The sequence below is a fragment of the Corallococcus sp. AB049A genome (assembly GCF_003668885.1).
GTDB lineage: Bacteria > Myxococcota > Myxococcia > Myxococcales > Myxococcaceae > Corallococcus > Corallococcus interemptor.
The window spans coordinates 1-16,655 of record NZ_RAWL01000178.1; the positions used below are offsets into that span (position 1 = coordinate 1).

General features: G+C 70.5%; 15 protein-coding genes. 9 read left to right on the forward strand and 6 right to left on the reverse strand.

The annotated features are described in order from the left end of the window. Positions 1–128: 128 nt before the first annotated feature. The 4 genes from D7X55_RS19830 (at position 129) to D7X55_RS43415 (ending at position 4,685) form a co-directional block, all read left to right on the forward strand. A complete protein-coding gene (locus D7X55_RS19830; RefSeq protein ID WP_120550662.1) occupies positions 129–1,388 on the forward strand; it encodes a GAF domain-containing sensor histidine kinase in 1,260 nt (419 codons plus the stop codon). A 4-nt stretch (positions 1,389–1,392) separates the two neighbouring features. Beyond that, positions 1,393–2,232 carry a HEAT repeat domain-containing protein gene (locus D7X55_RS19835; protein WP_121723889.1) on the forward strand — a complete coding sequence of 280 codons (840 nt, stop codon included), beginning with the start codon at positions 1,393–1,395 and terminating at the stop codon, positions 2,230–2,232. Beyond that, on the forward strand, positions 2,229–3,026 hold the full coding sequence (locus D7X55_RS19840; protein WP_121723890.1) for a HEAT repeat domain-containing protein: 798 nt from the start codon (positions 2,229–2,231) through the stop codon (positions 3,024–3,026). The genes D7X55_RS19835 and D7X55_RS19840 overlap by 4 nt, the downstream gene beginning before the upstream one ends. Positions 3,027–3,173: 147 nt before the next feature. Beyond that, positions 3,174–4,685, forward strand: coding sequence for a hypothetical protein (locus D7X55_RS43415; RefSeq protein ID WP_158626399.1), 1,512 nt, complete (start codon positions 3,174–3,176; stop codon positions 4,683–4,685). A 7-nt stretch (positions 4,686–4,692) separates the two neighbouring features. Here D7X55_RS43415 and D7X55_RS19855 read toward each other — a convergent pair whose 3' ends face one another. Beyond that, positions 4,693–5,721, reverse strand: a complete 1,029-nt coding sequence (locus D7X55_RS19855; RefSeq protein ID WP_121723892.1) for a serine hydrolase — start codon at positions 5,719–5,721, stop codon at positions 4,693–4,695. Positions 5,722–5,935: 214 nt separating this feature from the next. Here D7X55_RS19855 and D7X55_RS19860 point away from each other — a divergent pair, with 214 nt between their 5' ends. Continuing rightward, positions 5,936–6,814, forward strand: a complete 879-nt coding sequence (locus D7X55_RS19860; protein WP_121723893.1) for an ATP-grasp domain-containing protein — start codon at positions 5,936–5,938, stop codon at positions 6,812–6,814. Between the two features lie 9 nt (positions 6,815–6,823). Here the strand turns inward: D7X55_RS19860 and D7X55_RS19865 are convergent, their stop codons facing one another. Then, on the reverse strand, positions 6,824–8,185 hold the full coding sequence (locus tag D7X55_RS19865; protein WP_147470150.1) for a hypothetical protein: 1,362 nt from the start codon (positions 8,183–8,185) through the stop codon (positions 6,824–6,826). A 46-nt stretch (positions 8,186–8,231) separates the two neighbouring features. On the opposite strand from D7X55_RS19865, the gene D7X55_RS19870 reads away from it, so the two are divergent. Further along, positions 8,232–9,512: a hypothetical protein gene (locus D7X55_RS19870; RefSeq protein ID WP_121723895.1), complete on the forward strand. Its 1,281-nt coding sequence runs from the start codon at positions 8,232–8,234 to the stop codon at positions 9,510–9,512. A gap of 21 nt (positions 9,513–9,533) precedes the next feature. On the opposite strand, the gene D7X55_RS19875 is transcribed toward D7X55_RS19870, so the two are convergent. Together D7X55_RS19875 and D7X55_RS19880 are read right to left on the reverse strand one after the other, a co-directional pair. After that, positions 9,534–10,757: a hypothetical protein gene (locus D7X55_RS19875; protein ID WP_121723896.1), complete on the reverse strand. Its 1,224-nt coding sequence runs from the start codon at positions 10,755–10,757 to the stop codon at positions 9,534–9,536. Between the two features lie 45 nt (positions 10,758–10,802). Continuing rightward, positions 10,803–11,645: a helix-turn-helix transcriptional regulator gene (locus tag D7X55_RS19880; protein ID WP_120550654.1), complete on the reverse strand. Its 843-nt coding sequence runs from the start codon at positions 11,643–11,645 to the stop codon at positions 10,803–10,805. Positions 11,646–11,815: 170 nt separating this feature from the next. Here D7X55_RS19880 and D7X55_RS19885 point away from each other — a divergent pair, with 170 nt between their 5' ends. After that, positions 11,816–12,988, forward strand: a complete 1,173-nt coding sequence (locus D7X55_RS19885) for a zinc-dependent alcohol dehydrogenase (protein WP_120550653.1) — start codon at positions 11,816–11,818, stop codon at positions 12,986–12,988. Positions 12,989–12,995: 7 nt separating this feature from the next. On the opposite strand, the gene D7X55_RS19890 is transcribed toward D7X55_RS19885, so the two are convergent. Continuing rightward, positions 12,996–13,862 (reverse strand): hypothetical protein, encoded by an 867-nt coding sequence (locus D7X55_RS19890; protein WP_121723897.1) that lies wholly within the window; start codon positions 13,860–13,862, stop codon positions 12,996–12,998. A 30-nt stretch (positions 13,863–13,892) separates the two neighbouring features. Beyond that, positions 13,893–14,846 (reverse strand): GNAT family N-acetyltransferase, encoded by a 954-nt coding sequence (locus D7X55_RS19895; RefSeq protein WP_120550651.1) that lies wholly within the window; start codon positions 14,844–14,846, stop codon positions 13,893–13,895. 250 nt (positions 14,847–15,096) lie between these two features. On the opposite strand from D7X55_RS19895, the gene D7X55_RS19900 reads away from it, so the two are divergent. Both D7X55_RS19900 and D7X55_RS19905 read left to right on the forward strand, forming a co-directional pair. Further along, a complete protein-coding gene (locus D7X55_RS19900) occupies positions 15,097–16,218 on the forward strand; it encodes a polysaccharide export protein (RefSeq protein WP_120550650.1) in 1,122 nt (373 codons plus the stop codon). 44 nt (positions 16,219–16,262) lie between these two features. After that, the coding region (locus D7X55_RS19905) for a Wzz/FepE/Etk N-terminal domain-containing protein (RefSeq protein WP_233609945.1) at positions 16,263–16,655 on the forward strand (393 nt) is incomplete at its 3' end.

Sequence of the window (16,655 nt, forward strand, 5' to 3'; positions counted from 1 at the left end):
GGGAGGGACCGGGCCATTCGGGTCAAACCCGCCGGTGCCTCGTTGGAAAGGTTGCTCAGCGAACGGAGGACCGAGCCCCTGGGAACGAGGGATTCCGCCAGGATCCCTGGTCTCTAGAATCCCTACCCATGAAGTTCCTTGGTGAGCTGGATCCGGCCTCTCTCTCGCGAACCCAGCGGTGCAACCGCCGCCTCTCCGACCCGAGCCGCCTGCAAGCGATTCGGGACACCGGGCTGATGGACACGCCCCAGGAGGAGGCCTTTGACCGGCTCGCCCGCCTGGCGGCGCAGCTGCTCAACGTTCCGCTGACCATCATGTCGCTGGTGGACGCGAACCGGCAGTTCTTCAAGGCGGACTTCGGCCTGCCCTCGCCCTTCCGGGAGACCCGGACGCTGCCCATCGACGCGTCGCTGTGCCGCTACACGCTCGAGGGTGAGTCCATCATCTCCTCGAACGCGCCCGCGGATCCGTTCCTGAAGCTCCATCCCTCCACGGGGCCGTGGGGCATCGTCGCGCTCATCGTGCTGCCGCTCATCAACCCGGACGGGCACGTGCTGGGCACCTTCTGCTGCATCCAGCCCTCGGTGCGCGAGTGGTCCCAGCAGGACCTCACGGTGATGAAGGAGCTGACGGCCTCCATCATGACGGAGGTCAACCTGCGCAATCAGATCCGCAAGCTGAAGGCCGAGCAGAACATGCGGGACACGTTCGTCGCGGCGCTCACCCATGACCTGCGCACGCCGCTGACGGCGTCGAAGCTGAGCGTGCAGCTGCTGGGCAGGCGCCACGCGGACGTGCCGGGCGTGCAGGCCTCCGTGTCCCGCGTGACGGCGAGCCTGGACCGCGCGGAGCAGATGATCCAGAACCTGCTGGACGCCAGCCGCATCCAGGCCGGCAAGCCGATGGCGCTGGAGATGAGCGATTGTGACCTCCACGCCGTCACGGCCCAGACGCTGGACGAACTGTCGGCGGTCTACCCGGAGCGCTTCGTGCTGACGGCGGAGGGCGACTTCAAGCTGCGGGCGGATGTGCTCGGGCTGCGCCGCATCGTGGAGAACCTGGCGTCCAACGCGGCGAAGTACGGCGCGCCGGGCACTCCGATTGAGGTCCGCCTCGACCGGGGCGAAACCCAGGTGATGCTCCAGGTGCGCAACCAGGGCACGCCCATCGCAGCGGAAGAGCTGCAGTCCATCTTCGAGCCGTTCCACCGCACGCGGTCCGCGACGGAGAGCGCGTCGAAGGGGTGGGGACTGGGGCTGGCTTTGGTGAGGGGCCTGGCCGAATCGCACGGAGGCAAGGCCACCGTGACGAGCTGCGCCGAGAAGGGGACCTGCTTCACCATCACCCTGCCGCTGGACGCGAGCGCGGGGCGGCGGCTATCAGCCTGAGGTCATGCCCATTCCCTCGCATTACGCCTCCCTCTCGGCGCTGGAGCTGGCGGCCATCACGCTCCTGGAGCTGAAGGGCGCTTGGACCCTGGCCGCGCTCGCTGCGCTGCACGAACGCGACCGGCAGGAGGTGTTCGACGCTGGCGTGCAGTTGCTGCGGTCTGCGTCCGCACGGGAGCGCGAACGCGGCGTGGGGCTGCTCTTCTACACAGGGTGGCCCAACAGGGTGAAGTTCGAGGAGCGCAGGGCGCGGGGCACGGAGATCCTGCTGTCCGCGCTGGGCACGGAGCAGGACGTCTCCGTCCTCCAGCAGATGGGCCGCACGCTGGGGCACTTCGAGGACATCCGGTCGGTGCGCGCGCTGCTGACCTTGAAGGACCACCCGGATGCACGGGTCCGGCAGGGCGTTGTCTGGGGCCTGAGACCGCACGCCCGCCACGTTTCCGTGGCCCTGCGGACCCTGCTCGAGCTCTCCCGGGACGGGGACACGTCTGTTCGCAAGGAGGTGCTTTCTGGACTGTCCCTCGTGGGCGAGGACGCGCTGGACACCCCGGAGCTGCGGGATGCCTTCTTTGACCGGCTCCCGGAGGAGGATGCCGGCATCCGGGCCAAAGCGCTGTTGGGGCTGGCCAGGAGGAAGGACCCGCGAGCGAGGGAGCCGCTCCGGCGTGAGCTGGAGCGACGTCCCGTCGCCATCGAAGCCATCGAGGCCGTGAGATACCTGGAGGACGCCTCGTTCCTGCCGCTGCTCCTCGCCGTCCGGGAGGCAGCCTGCCCGATGGACGAGGCCTTCGAGGACGCCATCGGCTTCGCCATCGAGAGCCTGGGAGGGCGCGCGACATGAAGGACCGCTCCGTTCCGGAATTGATTGCCCTCGCGTTGCAGGGGGACGAGGACGACGAGACGGCCTGGGAAGCGATCCGCGAGCTGCACGACCGGGGCGGCGACGAGGTCTTCGAGGCCGCAGTGAAACTGCTGCACTCCGCCTCTTCACGGGAGCGCGGACGCGGCGCGGACATCCTGGCCCAACTGCGAAGTCCCGAGCTCGTCACCCGGTGCGCGGATGAAATCCTGTCCGCGCTGGTGACGGAGCAGGAGGTCCCCGTGCTGGAATCCATGGCCGTGGGCCTGGGGCACCTCCGGGATGCCCGGGCCGTTCCCGTCCTCCAGCCCCTGAAGGACCACCCGGACTCGGACGTCCGGATGGGCGTGGTCCTGGGGATGATGCCCCACCGGGATCCGGTCGCCATCCAGACCTTGATTCAACTCTCGCGCGACAGCGACGAGGACGTCCGGAACTGGGCGACCTTCAGCCTGGGCACCCAGGCGGAAGAGGTGGACACGCCCGAGCTCCGGGACGCGCTGTTCGACCGGCTCACGGAGCCCGACATCGAGCTTCGCGGAGAAGCCCTGGTCGGACTGGCGCTGCGCAAGGACCCGCGCGTCCTGGAGCCGCTGCGCCGCGAACTGGAGAGCAGCTATGTCATCGTCCTGGCGGTCGAAGCCGCACAGGCGCTGGAGGACGTCTCCCTCCTGCCGCTGCTCCGTCAACTCTGGGAGAGTCCCGGTAAGGCAGACAGCTACTTCCGCAACGTCCTCGCCGGCGCCATCGCCCACCTGGAAGGGCTGGTGCGCTGAAAGCCCCCTGTCCGCTCCAGCGGTCGCCGGACGACAGGAAGCGTGCGCGCACCGCACGTCTGCCTTGCAGCACGGCGGTGGGTGCACTAGCCATCGGGGGACGAGGGCCGACGGCGCCGACCGCTCGGGTCCTCCGAGGATGACTTTATGGCCCAGCGCCGCCCGACCCGACCTTCCGCCCCCTCCGCTACGTCCAAGTCCCGCAGTGCCGCTGGCAAGGCCGCCACGAAGCCCGGGGGCCGTCCCGCCGGGGGCAAGGCCTCCGCCCCGGCGAAGAAGGCAGGGGTCGCGAAGCTGAAGCAGACCGCCAAGGCGGTGAAGACCGCGGCGAAGAAGGCTCCGGCCGGGAAGGCAAAGCCTGTCGCAAAGGCATCCAGCCCGAAGGCCGCTCCGGCGCCGAAGGCTTCCGGGGCGAAGCCAGGTGCCCAGGCGTCGAAGGGCCCTGCCGCGAAGACCGCCCAGGCCTCGAAGGCGCCTGCGGCGAAGTCCGCCGCGAAGGCCCCCGTCGCGAAGCCGGGCGCACAGTCGTCGAAGACGCCCGCCACGAAGAAGCCCGCGGATCAGTCGCCAAAGGCGCCTGTCACGAAGCCCACCGCGCAGGCTTCAAAGGCAGCCGCCACGAAGAAGGCCCCCGCCGAGACGGGCGCCAAGGCTTCTGCCTCGAAGGCCACCGGGCGCGCTGATCAGAAGCCCTCTTCGGCCGACAAGAGCCCGAAGGCTTCCGCGGCGAAGACTGCCGGAGGAGGCGCCTCCCAAGAACCTGTCTCGGCCGTGAAGGGCTCGAAGGCTTCCGCATCGAAAGCCGCTGAACAGCCTGCATCGACTGAAGAGCCGTCCAAGGCCGATACATCGACGCCCGCCGAAGGGGCCGTGGCCGACGAGAGCCCCAAGGCTTCCACGGAGCCGTCGTCCTCGGCCACCGAGCCGACCGCTGCTGCCACCGAGACCGCCGAAGTGAAGACGGACGACGGCGAGGCCCCGTCGAAGCGCGCGAAGAAGACGCCCAAGGGCGCCTCCGCGAAGAAGGCCGCGGCCGAAGAGGCTCCCGCCTCCACGTCGCAGGAGACCTCCACGGAATCCGCCACGACCGCTCCCGCGAGCACCGTGGAAGAAGCAGCTCCCGCGACGGAGACGGCCGAAGCTCCCTCACGCCGCGCCTCGAAGAAGAAGGCCGCCGAAGCTCCTGAAGAAGCCGCCTCCAGCGAGGAGCCCGCCTCCAAGTCGAAGCGCGGCTCCAGGGACGCGGCCCCCGAGGAGGCCGCTGCTCCTGCCGCCTCCAGCGAGGAGCCCGCCTCCAAGTCGAAGCGCGGCGCCAAGGGCGCGGCAGAGCCCTCCGAGGCTCCGGCGAAGCCCGCGCGCACCGCCGACCCGCAGTTCCTCATCCTGACCGGCGGCTCACCCTTCCTGCGCGCCATCGGCTCCGTGCGCCGCCCGGACGGCGAAACCCTCCCGGGCTTCGCCAACCTGGCCGTGACCAAGATGTCCGCGGCCTCGCTGCCCACCGAACCCGGCACGTACGAGTTCCGCTTCCAGGCCAGCAACGGCACCGGCGACTTCAAGCTCGCCCAGCGCAGCGAGAACGGCGCCCCCCGCAACGTGCGCGACTTCGAGATGGCCTCCTCGGGCGGCTTCCAGCTCTACCGCTTCACCATCTCCTGAACGCCCCTCACGGCGGCAGGAACCGCGACAGCAGCGCGAGCCCCTGCGCCTCCAGGGGCACGCGCCCCCGCAGCGCCGCGAACAACGACCAGCCGTGGTCCGACAGCAGGACCACGGCCGCGTCCGCCGCGACGCTGAGCCCCATGAAGCCCACGTAGCCCCCCATCACCGACGAGCGCCACACCACGTCCTTCCCGCGCACCTGGGACACGTTCCATCCCAGGCCCCGCTGGAAGGGCCCCGCCTTCACCCGGGGCGCCTGCATCCGGTACAGCGCCTTCGTGAACGACGGCTCGCCGCGCCCCAGGCCCGTCTCCAGGAAGCGCATCACGTCCCCCACCGTGGAGTGCAGCGCGCCGCCGCCCGGGAGCGCCGGGAAGGTCCAGGGCGGCACGGGCTTGCCTCGCGCGGTGTGACCCTGCAACAGGCGCGGGGCCAGCTCCTCCGTGACGCGCGCCGTGGTGTCCACCAGCCCCATGGGCTTGCACAGCACGTCCCGCATCAGGTGCCCGTAGTTCAACGTCATGCGCCGGGACAGCGCGTGGCCCAGCACGCCCATGCCCAGGAAGGACTCGGAGGACGGGTGCGGCGGCGGCCGACGGGGGTGGTAGTTGCGCAGGAACTCGCCGAACAGGCTCGCGGAGTACCCGCCGAACGGGTCGTCCGGATTGCGCGGCGCCGCGTCCAGGTTGGGCGGCAGGTGCGGCAGCCCGGAGGTGTGCGTCGCCAGCTGCTCCAGCGTGATGCTCCGGGCAATCTCGTCGTTCAACAGCGACGCGGGGATGAGGTTGCCCAGGGGCTCGTCGAGCCGCACGTCCCCGCGCTCCGCCATCACCGACAGCAGCGCCGCCGTGAAGACCTCCGTGAGCGACCCCAGCCCGAACAGGGCATCCGTCGCCGGGGGCGGCCCCTTGCCCCGGAGTCCTTCGACGTGCAGCGCGCCCCGCCAGGTCATGGCCGCGCAGACATGGGCCGTCGGATAGCCGCGCAGGTAGGGCCGCAGCTCCGCGCGGAGGAGGTCGGAAGGGTTCGACATGGGGTGGCGCTTTACGGGCCCGCCACCCGGTGAGGCAAGCCCTCCCGACGCGCTTCTGTCAGGCGCCACCGTGCAGGGCCGTCCGCCTCCTGGAAGCCCCTTTCGTCCAGACATGCCGCCCGCGTTCGCGCACGCCGGGGCCGTGTCAGGTCCCACGTGTGCTCGCGTCCAGGTGGGCCCGCCGTTCCCCTTCCCCTGACGAAAGGCCACCTGGATGCCTCCTGTCCCTGCCGTGAAGGCGATTCTGTTCGGGCGCAACCCCCACCAGCCGGATCCGTTCGACGTGGAGGCCGACGCGGCCGAAGCGCTGGGCGTGGACACGTACCAGGCGGACCTCTCCGCCCTCCTGTCGGGCGACGCGGCGAGGGCGCTCACGGGCGTGCCCGACCGAGGCCACCTCCGGCTGCTGTACCGGGGATGGATGCTCACGGAGGAGGAGTACACGGAGCTCGACGAGGCCGTGCGGGCGCTGGGGCACCGCCTGGTGACGACGCCGGAGCAGTACGCCGCCGCGCACTACCTGCCCCACTGGTACCCGAAGCTCGCGGGCTACACGGCGCGCTCGGTGTGGACGGACGGGCCGGACGCGGCGGAGGCGTGGCGCGCGGCCCGGAAGCTGGGCCCGCCGCCGTACATCCTCAAGGACCACGTGAAGTCCGCGAAGGAGCGCTGGGCGGAGGCGTGCTTCGTCCCGGCGGACGCCACGCGCGAGGACTTCGAGCGCATCTGCCAGAACCTGCTCGACGAGCGCGGTGACCGCTTCGAGCGAGGCTTCGTGGTGCGCCGCTACCTGCCGCTCAAGGTCTACGGGCGCACGCCCGCGGGCCCCGCGCACCTGGAGTTCCGGCTGTTCTTCGGCGCGGGCCGGCTGCTGGCCGCGGAGCCGTACCACGAGTTCGACGTGGAGGTGCCCGACTTCACCGCCTTCGAGCCGCTGGGCCGCCGCATCCCCTCCCCGTTCTTCACGCTGGACGTGGCGATGCTGGAGGACGGCGGCTGGGCGGTGGTGGAGGTGAATGACGGCGGCGTCTCCGGCCTGCCGCCCGGGTTGGATCCGCGCGACCTCTTCGCCGCGCTGCTCGACCTCAAATAGGCCCTGGCGTCAGAAGTACTCGGGGTGCTCGGCCGCCAGCATCGCCTCCATCCCGCTCACGTCCTGCAACAGCGAGTGCCGTGGCGCGATGTTCCTCGCCGCGTCCCAGCACACCCAGGCCGCGCCCATGTCCCAATCCGCGACGCAGAGGTCTCCCAGGTCCTTGTAGGCGCCGGTGAAGAAGGGATTGGCCTGGATGACCTCCAGCAGCAGCTGACGCGCCGCCGGGGCCTCACCGAGGGCCCGGCGCGCTCCGGCCTCGAAGCTCTTGAGGACATGCGCGTGGCGCCCCGCCGCCGCACGGAGCGCGACCAACCCGGGGGCCATGGCGCTGGCCGTGGCCTTGTCGTTGGGAGGCCGCGACAGGGCCTCCCGGAAGCGCCGCACGTCCGAGTCCGGAATGGCCTGGACCGCCTCGCCCAGCCCCGGCATCAGCTCATCGGTCTGCAACTTCAGCTCGAAGAACGCGAGCACGCTTTCGAGCATCCGGCCCGCGGCCACGGACGCCTCCGCCTCCCGCTTCCGCTGCTCCCGCACCGACGCACCGTCGGGAGCGGCGCCGAGCGTCACGCGCTCCAGCGTGGCGTCATCCGGCAGGCCGGGCCCTCCGCGCACCACGCGGCGGTAACCGCCAATGGGAAGCCCGCTGTCGGGCACGACGGTGTCGGACTGGAGCCGCAAGGTCACGGTGCTCCCCGGGGAGCCGCGCATCGCCTTCGCGCTGTACTGGATGTCGCGCGGCACGCGGTGGGCCGAGCCGAGCCGCTCCAGGATGAGGGGGTGGCCATGGAAGCGATGCCGGAGGAACTGGACGAACTGTCCACCCAGGCTGGGAGCGACGCGGACGCCGTCATCCGAGTACGCCAGCAGCGGGCGTCCCTCCGCGGTGACAAACGCCGTGCCCCCCGCCTCGGACTTCATGAGGATGTCCGCCGGCTTGCCGCGCCCGGAGAAGAGGGACCGCAGCATCGCCCCGGGCCCGGTGGCCTTCGCCTCCGCGAGCGTCCGTCCCCGCGCCTTGTCGAGCACGGAGAGCTGATGCTCCATGATGACCGGCGCGAAGTCCGAAGCATCTCCCAGGCCGGCCGTGATGACGGCGTGGAGGTGCTCGCGGTTGCTCAGCTCGAAGTGCCGGAAGCAGACGTCCGCGTACATCGACTCGTCGACGTAGGTCTTCGCGCCCTCGTCGAGCGTGAGGCGGCGCCTGCGGGTGAAGTCCAGGAGCACCTCGTCCTTGCCGGTCTCGCGATAGCCCAGCCAGCCACGCCGCAGCCGGACCTGCATCGCATGGGTCCTCGAGGGGACGGGAGGCGACTCGGGGTTGTTCCTTCCGCCGGACTCCGTGACTTGCAAGCTCAGGTCGAGACCCATGGGGCCCCATCCTACCGCGCCGTGGCAGGTGCTACCGTGCGCGGGTATGAACGGGTTGCATCACCGCGCCGCCGCCCTCCTCCTCGTGGGACTCACCGCGTGCGGCGGCTGCCAGAAGACGGACGCCGAGCGCGCCGCGAAGGAGCGCGCGGAGATTGACGAGCGCCTTCGCGACTCCGTCGCGCTCGTGCCCTACCGCGCGCTCAAGCTCACCGTGCGCGCGGACGGGGACCCCAAGGCCCCTGAAGAAGTGGCCCTGCTCTGGAAGGCCCTGGCTGAAACGCGCGCGCTGCCGGACAAGCCGCTCACCGACGAAGCGACGCGCGCGGCGGCCCGCACGTACCTGGACCTGGGCGTCGCCTTCTACAAGGCGCGCAAGACGCTCCAGACGCGCGACGAGGACGAGTTCCCCCTGCTGTGGAACCGGTGGGCCTCCGGCGAGGCCCTGCCCCTGCCCTCCTACGACGCGGGCCAGGAGCACGCCTTCCTCGCCGCCGCCCTGCTGGTGCTGGACACCGCGGAGAAGTCCGACCGCATCCCCGCCACGGAGCTGGTCTTCTACGAGTTGTCGCGCGCCACGCCCGCGCCTGGCTGGCCCGCGCCCCTGCGCGCAGCGGTGCAGGCCAGCCGGGGCACCGCCTTCTGCCAGGCGGGCTACCACTACGCCGCGGAGGAGGAGCTGACCGGCTTCCTCACGGAGACGGAGCGCCTTCCCCCGGAGGCCTTCCCCGCCCTCCAGCAGGGCACGCCCGCGCAGTCGCGGGAGGCGGTGCTCGCGGCCGGGCACTTCCTGCGCGCGTGGAACCGCATGGGCCTCAAGCGCGAGCGCGCCGCCGAGGACGACATCGAGCAGGGGCTGCGCTCGCTCCAGACGCTGGGCGTGGAGAACGAGCTGACGTGGTGGGGCTGGGCCTTCATCCACACCCGGCGCGGACGCTACGAGGAGGCCGCGGCGTCGCTCGACAAGCTCGCCGCCAGCCCCTACCTGGAGGAGACGGAGCGGCGCGAGGTGCACGACAGCGCCCAGGCCCTGCGCAAGCACGGCGACAGCCTGCCCCTGTTCCAGCAGACCCGCGCGACGCTGCTGTTGGGCCGGACGCTGCTGGCGCGGGCCGGAGGCCTGGAGCACGTGCTCACCGTGCTGCTGGGTCCGCAGCGGGCGAAGCAGCTCTACGCCCCGCTCGTCTGGATGGACCGCGTGCGCCAGCGCACGGCCAACCTCTCCCCGGAGCAGGTGGCCCAGGGCGCGGGCGAAACGCTCGACCGCGGATGGAAGGCCCTTCAGCAGCGCCTGAACGACAGCACCGCCAGGGACACCCCGCCTTGACTCCAGGGTGACGCGCCCCCGTCACGGAGCCGCCGCTTCGCCCAGCGCCTTCACGGGGTAGTGCCCCGGGGACGCGCGGAAGCGGCGCTCCAGTCCTCCGGGCTGGAGCACGCCCCGCTCGAACAGCCCCAAGAGGAAGTCCTCGTACGTCCCGGCCCGTGAAGGGCCCGCGCGCTTCAGCTCCTCGTAGAGCACGAAGGCCAGGACGTGCATGCCGTCATCGTGGTCGCGGAAGAACTCCGCGCCCGTGAGCGGTTGGCCATCCCGCCTGCGCAGCAGGCCCTGCCGCTCGCTGACGTAGACGTCGATGGCCTCCGCGCAGTCCTCCTCCGTCAGGCCACGCGCCGTGGTGTAGCCGAACGCGGGGTCATGCTCGCGCACGAGCCGCTGGAAGTAGGGGTCCGCCTCCAGCGAGGACAGCTTCGCGTCCAGCACGCCCTCGCGCGCGAACGGTGGATGCAGCAGCTCATGCACCGCCGTCTTCACGGTGACGTCCGCGGGATAGGTCGCGTCCGTGAGGAAGTTCCACCCCGTCACCCGGATGCCGTGCGGCTTCGCGAACTTCAGGACGTGCGCGTTCACCGCCGGGACCTGGAGCTTCCGTCCCAGCACCCCTTCGTTCCAGCCCACCACGTCATGTGGCGTCACCTTCGCGGCCAGCCCCGTGATGGCCTGCTCCACCTGGGGCAGGTACTCCGCCCGCCAGATGCGGGGGAACTCCACACGCGCGAGGAACGCCAGCAGGACGCCCAGGTCTCCTCGCACGTCCTCCATCAGCGCGAAGCCGTCCTCCCGTCCGTATGACGTGGCCAGGAAGTCCTCGCGCATCCGGCTCCACGCGGCGTCATCCGCCACCGTCGCCGCCAGGCCCTCCACCGTGGTGGGCCCCGTCACGGAGAAGACCAGCGTCAGGAAAGGGCCCACCATCTTCCCGCCCTGCTTCCCCATCCGCTCGGTGAGGTGCGCGAGCGCCACGTGCTCGCGAGGCTCCAGCAGCGCGGAGAAGCGCTGGTACTCCGCTGGATAGAAGCGCGTGTAGAACGCGTCTCCCCGCAGCAGGTTCAACATGCACAGCGCGTCGTACGCCTCGGACGGGCGCAACACCCACTGCGTGCGCCCGGAGTCCACGTGGTGCATCACCGGAGCCGAAGCGGGAGCGGGCCGGGAACCCGCGCAGGCGGTCCCCATCAGCGCCACGCACAGGAGCGCCACGGCGCGGCGGAAGGAAGGCGATTCCAGGGTCATGCCCGGGAGATAGGACCGCCCGCCCACCGCCGTCTTGGACGAAACCTACCGCGTGGAACCGGATGCACGTCCCGCCAGCCGCCGGTACTCCGCGGGGGTGAGGTGCAGGCGGCGGCGGAACTCGCGCGTCAGGTGGCTCTGGTCGCAGTAGCCCGCGTCGAGCGCGATGTCCCCCAGCGGCCGCTGTGTCTCGCGCAGCGCCCGGCTCGCGCGCTCCAGGCGGGAGCGCCGCAGGTACTCCGCCGGGCTGCACCGGTACACCTGGCGGAAGGTCCGCCCCAACCTCAGCGGGCTCACCCCCGCCTCCCGAGCCAGGTCCGCCAACGTGGGCGGAGGCCCCCGCACCGCGTCCAGCAGCTCGCGCACGCGCCCCAGCCACGCCGGAGGGCCCGAACCCCGCGCTGGCGCCGACGCGCGCACCGCCTCCGCCAGCAGCTCCAGCGTCAGCCCTTCGATGGCCAGCGCCGCCACGTCATCCGCGCGCCGGAACTCCTGGTACACGCGCGCCGCCAGCGTGGCCAGCCGCACCGACGTCAGGTCCACCCGAGGATCCAACCCCGCCGCGAGCGCGCTCCGCGAACGCCAGGAGGCTTCCGAGAAGTCGATGTTGAAGGTGCGCGTGCGCACATTCCGGATGCGCTGCGCATGCTCCAGCCCGGGCGCCTGGAAGGCGACCGAACGGGCGGCGCACTCCCGCGCGCGGCCCTCCACCACGTCCGTGAAGCCACCTTCCAGCGTGAGCCGGAAGCCCGCGTGCCGGTGCCCATGGGAAGGCAACCGGACGCCCGGCGCGTACGTGCTCTCCGTGAGCACCAGCCCCGCCACCTCCACGCGCTGGAGGGGCGTACCCAGGTAACGGCCGAACTCGAGGACGGGTGTGGGGGTCACCTCCCCTTTTTCGCATCGGACAGGGGTCCCATTGCATCCCCGGACGCCGATTCCGCCCTTCCGCGCGCCAGACGGGCAGGCGGCGGCGTGGCGGGAGTGTTGGCCATGGACGCCGCAAGTCCCCAGCTTTGCTCCAACGCCTTTCTCCCTCCTCCAAGGAGCCGCACCCGATGAAAGCCATCTGCTGGCATGGCCACGGCGACGTCCGCTACGAGTCCGCCCCCGACCCGAAGATTGAAGACCCTCGCGACGCCATCATCCGCGTCACCCGCACGGCCATCTGCGGCTCCGACCTGCACCTGTTGGACGGCTACATGCCGACCATGAAGAGCGGCGACGTGCTGGGCCACGAGTTCATGGGCGAGGTCATCGAGACGGGCTCCGGCGTCACCAGGCTCAAGAAGGGTGACCGGGTCATCGTCCCCTTCAACATCGCGTGCGGTGAGTGCGTCTTCTGCAAGAAGACCCTCTTCTCCCTCTGTGACCGCTCCAACCGCAACGCGGAGGCGGCCGCGAAGATGATGGGCTATTCGCCCTCCGGCCTCTTCGGCTACTCGCACATGCTGGGCGGCTTCTCCGGCGGCCAGGCGGAGTACGTGCGCGTGCCCTACGCGGACGTGGGCCCCCTCAAGATTCCGGACGGCCTCACCGAGGACCAGGTCCTCTTCCTCACCGACATCTTCCCCACCGGCTACATGGCGGCGGAGAACTGCCAGATGGAGAAGGGCGACACCGTGGCGGTGTGGGGCTGCGGCCCGGTGGGCCAGTTCGCCATCCAGAGCGCGTGGATGTTCGGCGCGGGCCGGGTCATCGCCATCGACCACGTGCCGGAGCGCCTGGCGCTCGCGAAGTCCTGGGGCAAGGCGGAGACCATCGACTTCACCAGGCAGGACGTCTACGAGACCCTCAAGGAGATGACCGGCGGGCTTGGTCCGGACCGCTGCATCGACGCCGTGGGCGCGGAGGCCCACGGCACCGGCAGCCTGGACGCCGTCATCGACAAGGCGAAGGCCGCCGTGAAGCTGGCCACGGACCGGCCGCACGCGCTGCGCCAGGCCATCTACTGCTGCCGCAAGGGCGGCACCGTGTCCGTGCCCGGCGTCTACGTGGGCTTCCTGGACAAGGTCCCCATGGGCGCCTTCGTCAACAAGGGCCTCACCATGAAGACGGGCCAGACGCACACGCACCGCTACACCCGGCCGCTCTTGGAGAAGATCCAGGCGGGCGCCATCGACCCCACGCGCCTCATCACCCACCGCGCGAAGCTGTCGGACGCGCCCGCCCTCTACAAGAAGTTCCGCGACAAGGAGGACGGCTGCATCAAGGTCGTGATGACGCCGTAGTCCCCCGTCAGGCCTGGCCCGTCAGCCGGTAGTACGCGTGCGGACGGCGCCAGCGGATGAAGGCGCGCGCCAGCGGGTTCATGCCCCACTGGATGGGCACCGGATCCACGACGAAGCCCAGCTCGTCCTTGAACTGTTCGAGCTGGGCCGCCTCGCGCGCGTGCAGCCCGCCCACCAGCGTCCGGGCCCCCAGCCGCCGGCAGACCTGCGCGAACTCGTAGATGAGGCCCGTGGAGATGTTCGTCGGCAGCGCCCACGTCGCGTAATAGGCGCTGAAGCCATACGCGACGCCGTCCACGATGTAGCCATCCAGGTAGCCGCCCAGCTTGTCGTCCACCAGGCCCGCCAGCACGCACCAGTGGTCGGACGCGAAGTACTGCCGCAGGCCCTTGAGGTACTCGTCCAGCGTGGGGATCTTCTTGTGCTGCGTGCGCGTCAGCGCGTCCCGCACCACCGGATAGCCCTGCTCCAGGAGCAGCGACGGCCCGGTGAGCTGGACGATGCGCACCGTGCGCTGGCACTTGCGCAGCTTGCTGCGCCGGTTGGAGTTCAGCCGGCTCATGTCATACGTGTCCAGGTCCTTCAGCCGCACCACGGGCACCTTGCCGGTGGCGGCGTTCGCCGTCTCCGGCGTCAGCGCGGCCCGGTAGCCCCAGGCCAGCGGCGTGGGCGGCGTGGCCTCCTCCGGCGTCAGCCGCGCCAGCAGGTGCACCGGCTGGAAGAAGCCGGGCGCGCCGGACTGCTCCCAGTAGTGCCCCCGGTGGGAGATGACGCGAACGCCCTCTTCTCGCCGGCGCTCGGCGAGCTCCCGCTCCGTCAGACAGGTGAAGCGGGCCTCCGCGACGTCGCGGAGCTGGGGAAGTGACAGGACCATGGGAACGCCTCCACCAACGGCACGAAAGCTTCAGGAACGGGGGGCTCTGTAGATGGGGAAGAAGTCCGCGTCCGCGTGCCCCCGGGACAGCTGCGCGTAGACCTCCGGGTCGCAGACCAGGTCGTGCGTGTAGAAGCAGGACATCGCGTTGGCGAAGCCGCGCTTGAACCGCTCGATGCCATCCCCCGGCCGCACGCCGCCGCCCAGGTGGACGGACGCCTCCAGCTTCTCCGCCAGCTCCACCATCACCGGGAACTCGTTCTTCGCCGGCGAGTGCACCAGGTACGCGTCCGCCGTGCCGCCAATGAAGTTGTGCAGGAGCCCGTCGCTCAGCACCACCAGCGCGGAGGAGGCCACCACCCCGTCCTGCGCGCGCGTCGTCACCAGCCACGCGAAGGGACAGGTGAAGACCTGCTCGAACCAGGCGTCGGTGAAGTAGTACCGCTTCCCGGCCTGGTTGCGGACCATGGTCTGCCGGTAGATGGACTTGAGCGCCTCGCGCTGCTCCTGCGTGGAGTCCTTCACCGGCACCACGGTGGACGCGTAGCCACGCCGGGCGTTGCGGCGGATGTCCGCGGCGTGGTCGCTGCGGAACTTCACCGGCAGCTTCGGGTCGATGAGACAGACCTCCGTGCGCAGCCGCCCTCCCGCGAAGCAGTACGGCCCGCCAATGCGGTCGCGCAGGAAGATGCTGACCAGCTCCGTGCCCCGCCAGTCGATGGCGTCCGGCGGCACCTCGGAGAGCCCGTTCAGCTCCGCCCCGGGAAACCCATACGGAGAAACCGCGTCCCGGTAGCGCGTGCCTTCAATGGGCCGCACGATGAGCGGCACCCGCATGGCCCGCCCCGCTCCGTCCTCCACGACGAGGCTGTGCGTCACGCCTTCCGCGCACAGGTGCTGCTCGGAGCGGAAATAGTCAGACGAAACGGCCCGCTGGCCTCCATCCGGCACGAGGATGGCCCTCCACTGCGTGTCTGGATGCATGGGTGTTCCCCCCGGTCGGAAACGGACGGGCCCGGACAGCCCCCGAAACAACCAGAGGGTATGGGAATTGGAGGCGCGTCCGGCATTGCCCCCGGGGTGCCGCGTGGGTGTCCTGATTCCAGCGCTTCACGCCTGCCCAGCCCCCCGGGGCAATGCATGTGTCACGTCGCCAGCGGGGGCTAACGCCTTCCAGACATTTGGGCTTGTTCGGACTTACGCTTGCACGCCTCCTCCGGAAGATTGCCCGTCCATGAAACACGTCCTGATTTTGGCCGCGGTGTTTTGCCTGAGCGCATGCGCCTGGGGCCCGGGAATGCACATGGACGAGGATGGCTTCCGGGAGCGCTACGCGGGAAAGGCAGACGCCGGCGTGGACGGCGCCTACGAAATCGTCAACATCGACGCGTCCCTCCTCCGGAACCAGCAGGAGGCCCGCAGGCAGGCGCGGCCTGAGCCGCGGGTGGATCCGCTGGCCCGGGTGGCCATGGACTATGACTACCGGGTGGCGGCGCACGACGTGCTGAGCGTCATCGTCTGGGACCACCCGGAGCTGACCATCCCCGCCGGCGAGTTCCGCCCCGCGGAGGCCACCGGCCACCCCGTGGCGGCGGACGGGACCATGTTCTACCCGCACGTGGGCATCATCCCCGTGGCGGGCAAGACGCTGCGGGAGGTCCGCGAGCTGCTCACCCAGCGGCTGGCGAGCGTCATCGAGAAGCCCCAGCTGGACGTGCGCGTCGCGGGCTTCCGGGGACAGAAGGTCCAGGTGACCGGAGAGGTCATGGCCCCCGGCACCCTGCCCATCACCGACGTGCCCATGCGCGTGCAGGACGCCATCGCCCAGGCGAAGGGCTTCTCCGTGGAGGCGGACCTGCGCACCGTCACCCTGAGCCGGGGCGGCAACACCTTCACGCTCGATCTGCAGGCCCTCTACGAGCAGGGCGACGTGAGCCAGAACTGGCTCTTGCAGGACGGCGACATCGTCAACGTGATGGACCGCAGCCGCAACAAGGTCTTCGTGCTGGGCGAGGTCCGCAGGCCCTCCTCGCGCGTGATGGTGAAGGGACGGATGACGCTGGCGGAAGCCATTGGCGACACCGAGGGCTTCGATCCGCTCACCTCCAACCCGGGCCGCGTGTATGTCATCCGGGGCAGCTTCGAGCGGCCCTCCATCTTCAAACTGGACGCGAGCTCGCCGGACGCGCTGCTACTGGCCACGCAATTCCAATTGCAACCGCGCGACGTGGTTTTTGTCTCCGCGCACGACCTGACGTCCTGGAACCGAATCATCCAGCAAATCCAGCCAACAGTTCAGCTGCTCTGGCAGGCAGTGGATATCGGAGACAGAACCATCATCATCAACAACCCATGACGAGCCCCCATCCACGCATGACACCCCCGCGCCCAGGCCCCGGCATGCATGAAGATGAACTGGGATTGGGCCGGTATCTGGCCATCCTGGGGGAGCGCCGCGCCACCATCGCGGCGTGCGTCGCCCTGGCGCTCGTCGGAGGTGGGCTGTATCTGCTCACCACGGCGCCGGTGTACCGGGCCAATGCCATCCTCCAGATTGAGCAGAAGGGCAACAGCCTGGGCCAGCTGGACGCGCTGATTCCAGACGCGCCCAGCATGGCGTCCACGGAGATGGAGGTCCTGGGCTCCCGGGCCCTGCTGGGGCGCGTGGCGGACGCGCTGCAGCTGGGCGTGAGCGCGGAGCCGCGCTACTTCCCGCTGGTGGGCGCGGCCCATGCCCGCGCGCATGAAGGCCCGGAGCTGGCGGCGGTGCCGTGGTGGGGCGGGGACTCGTAC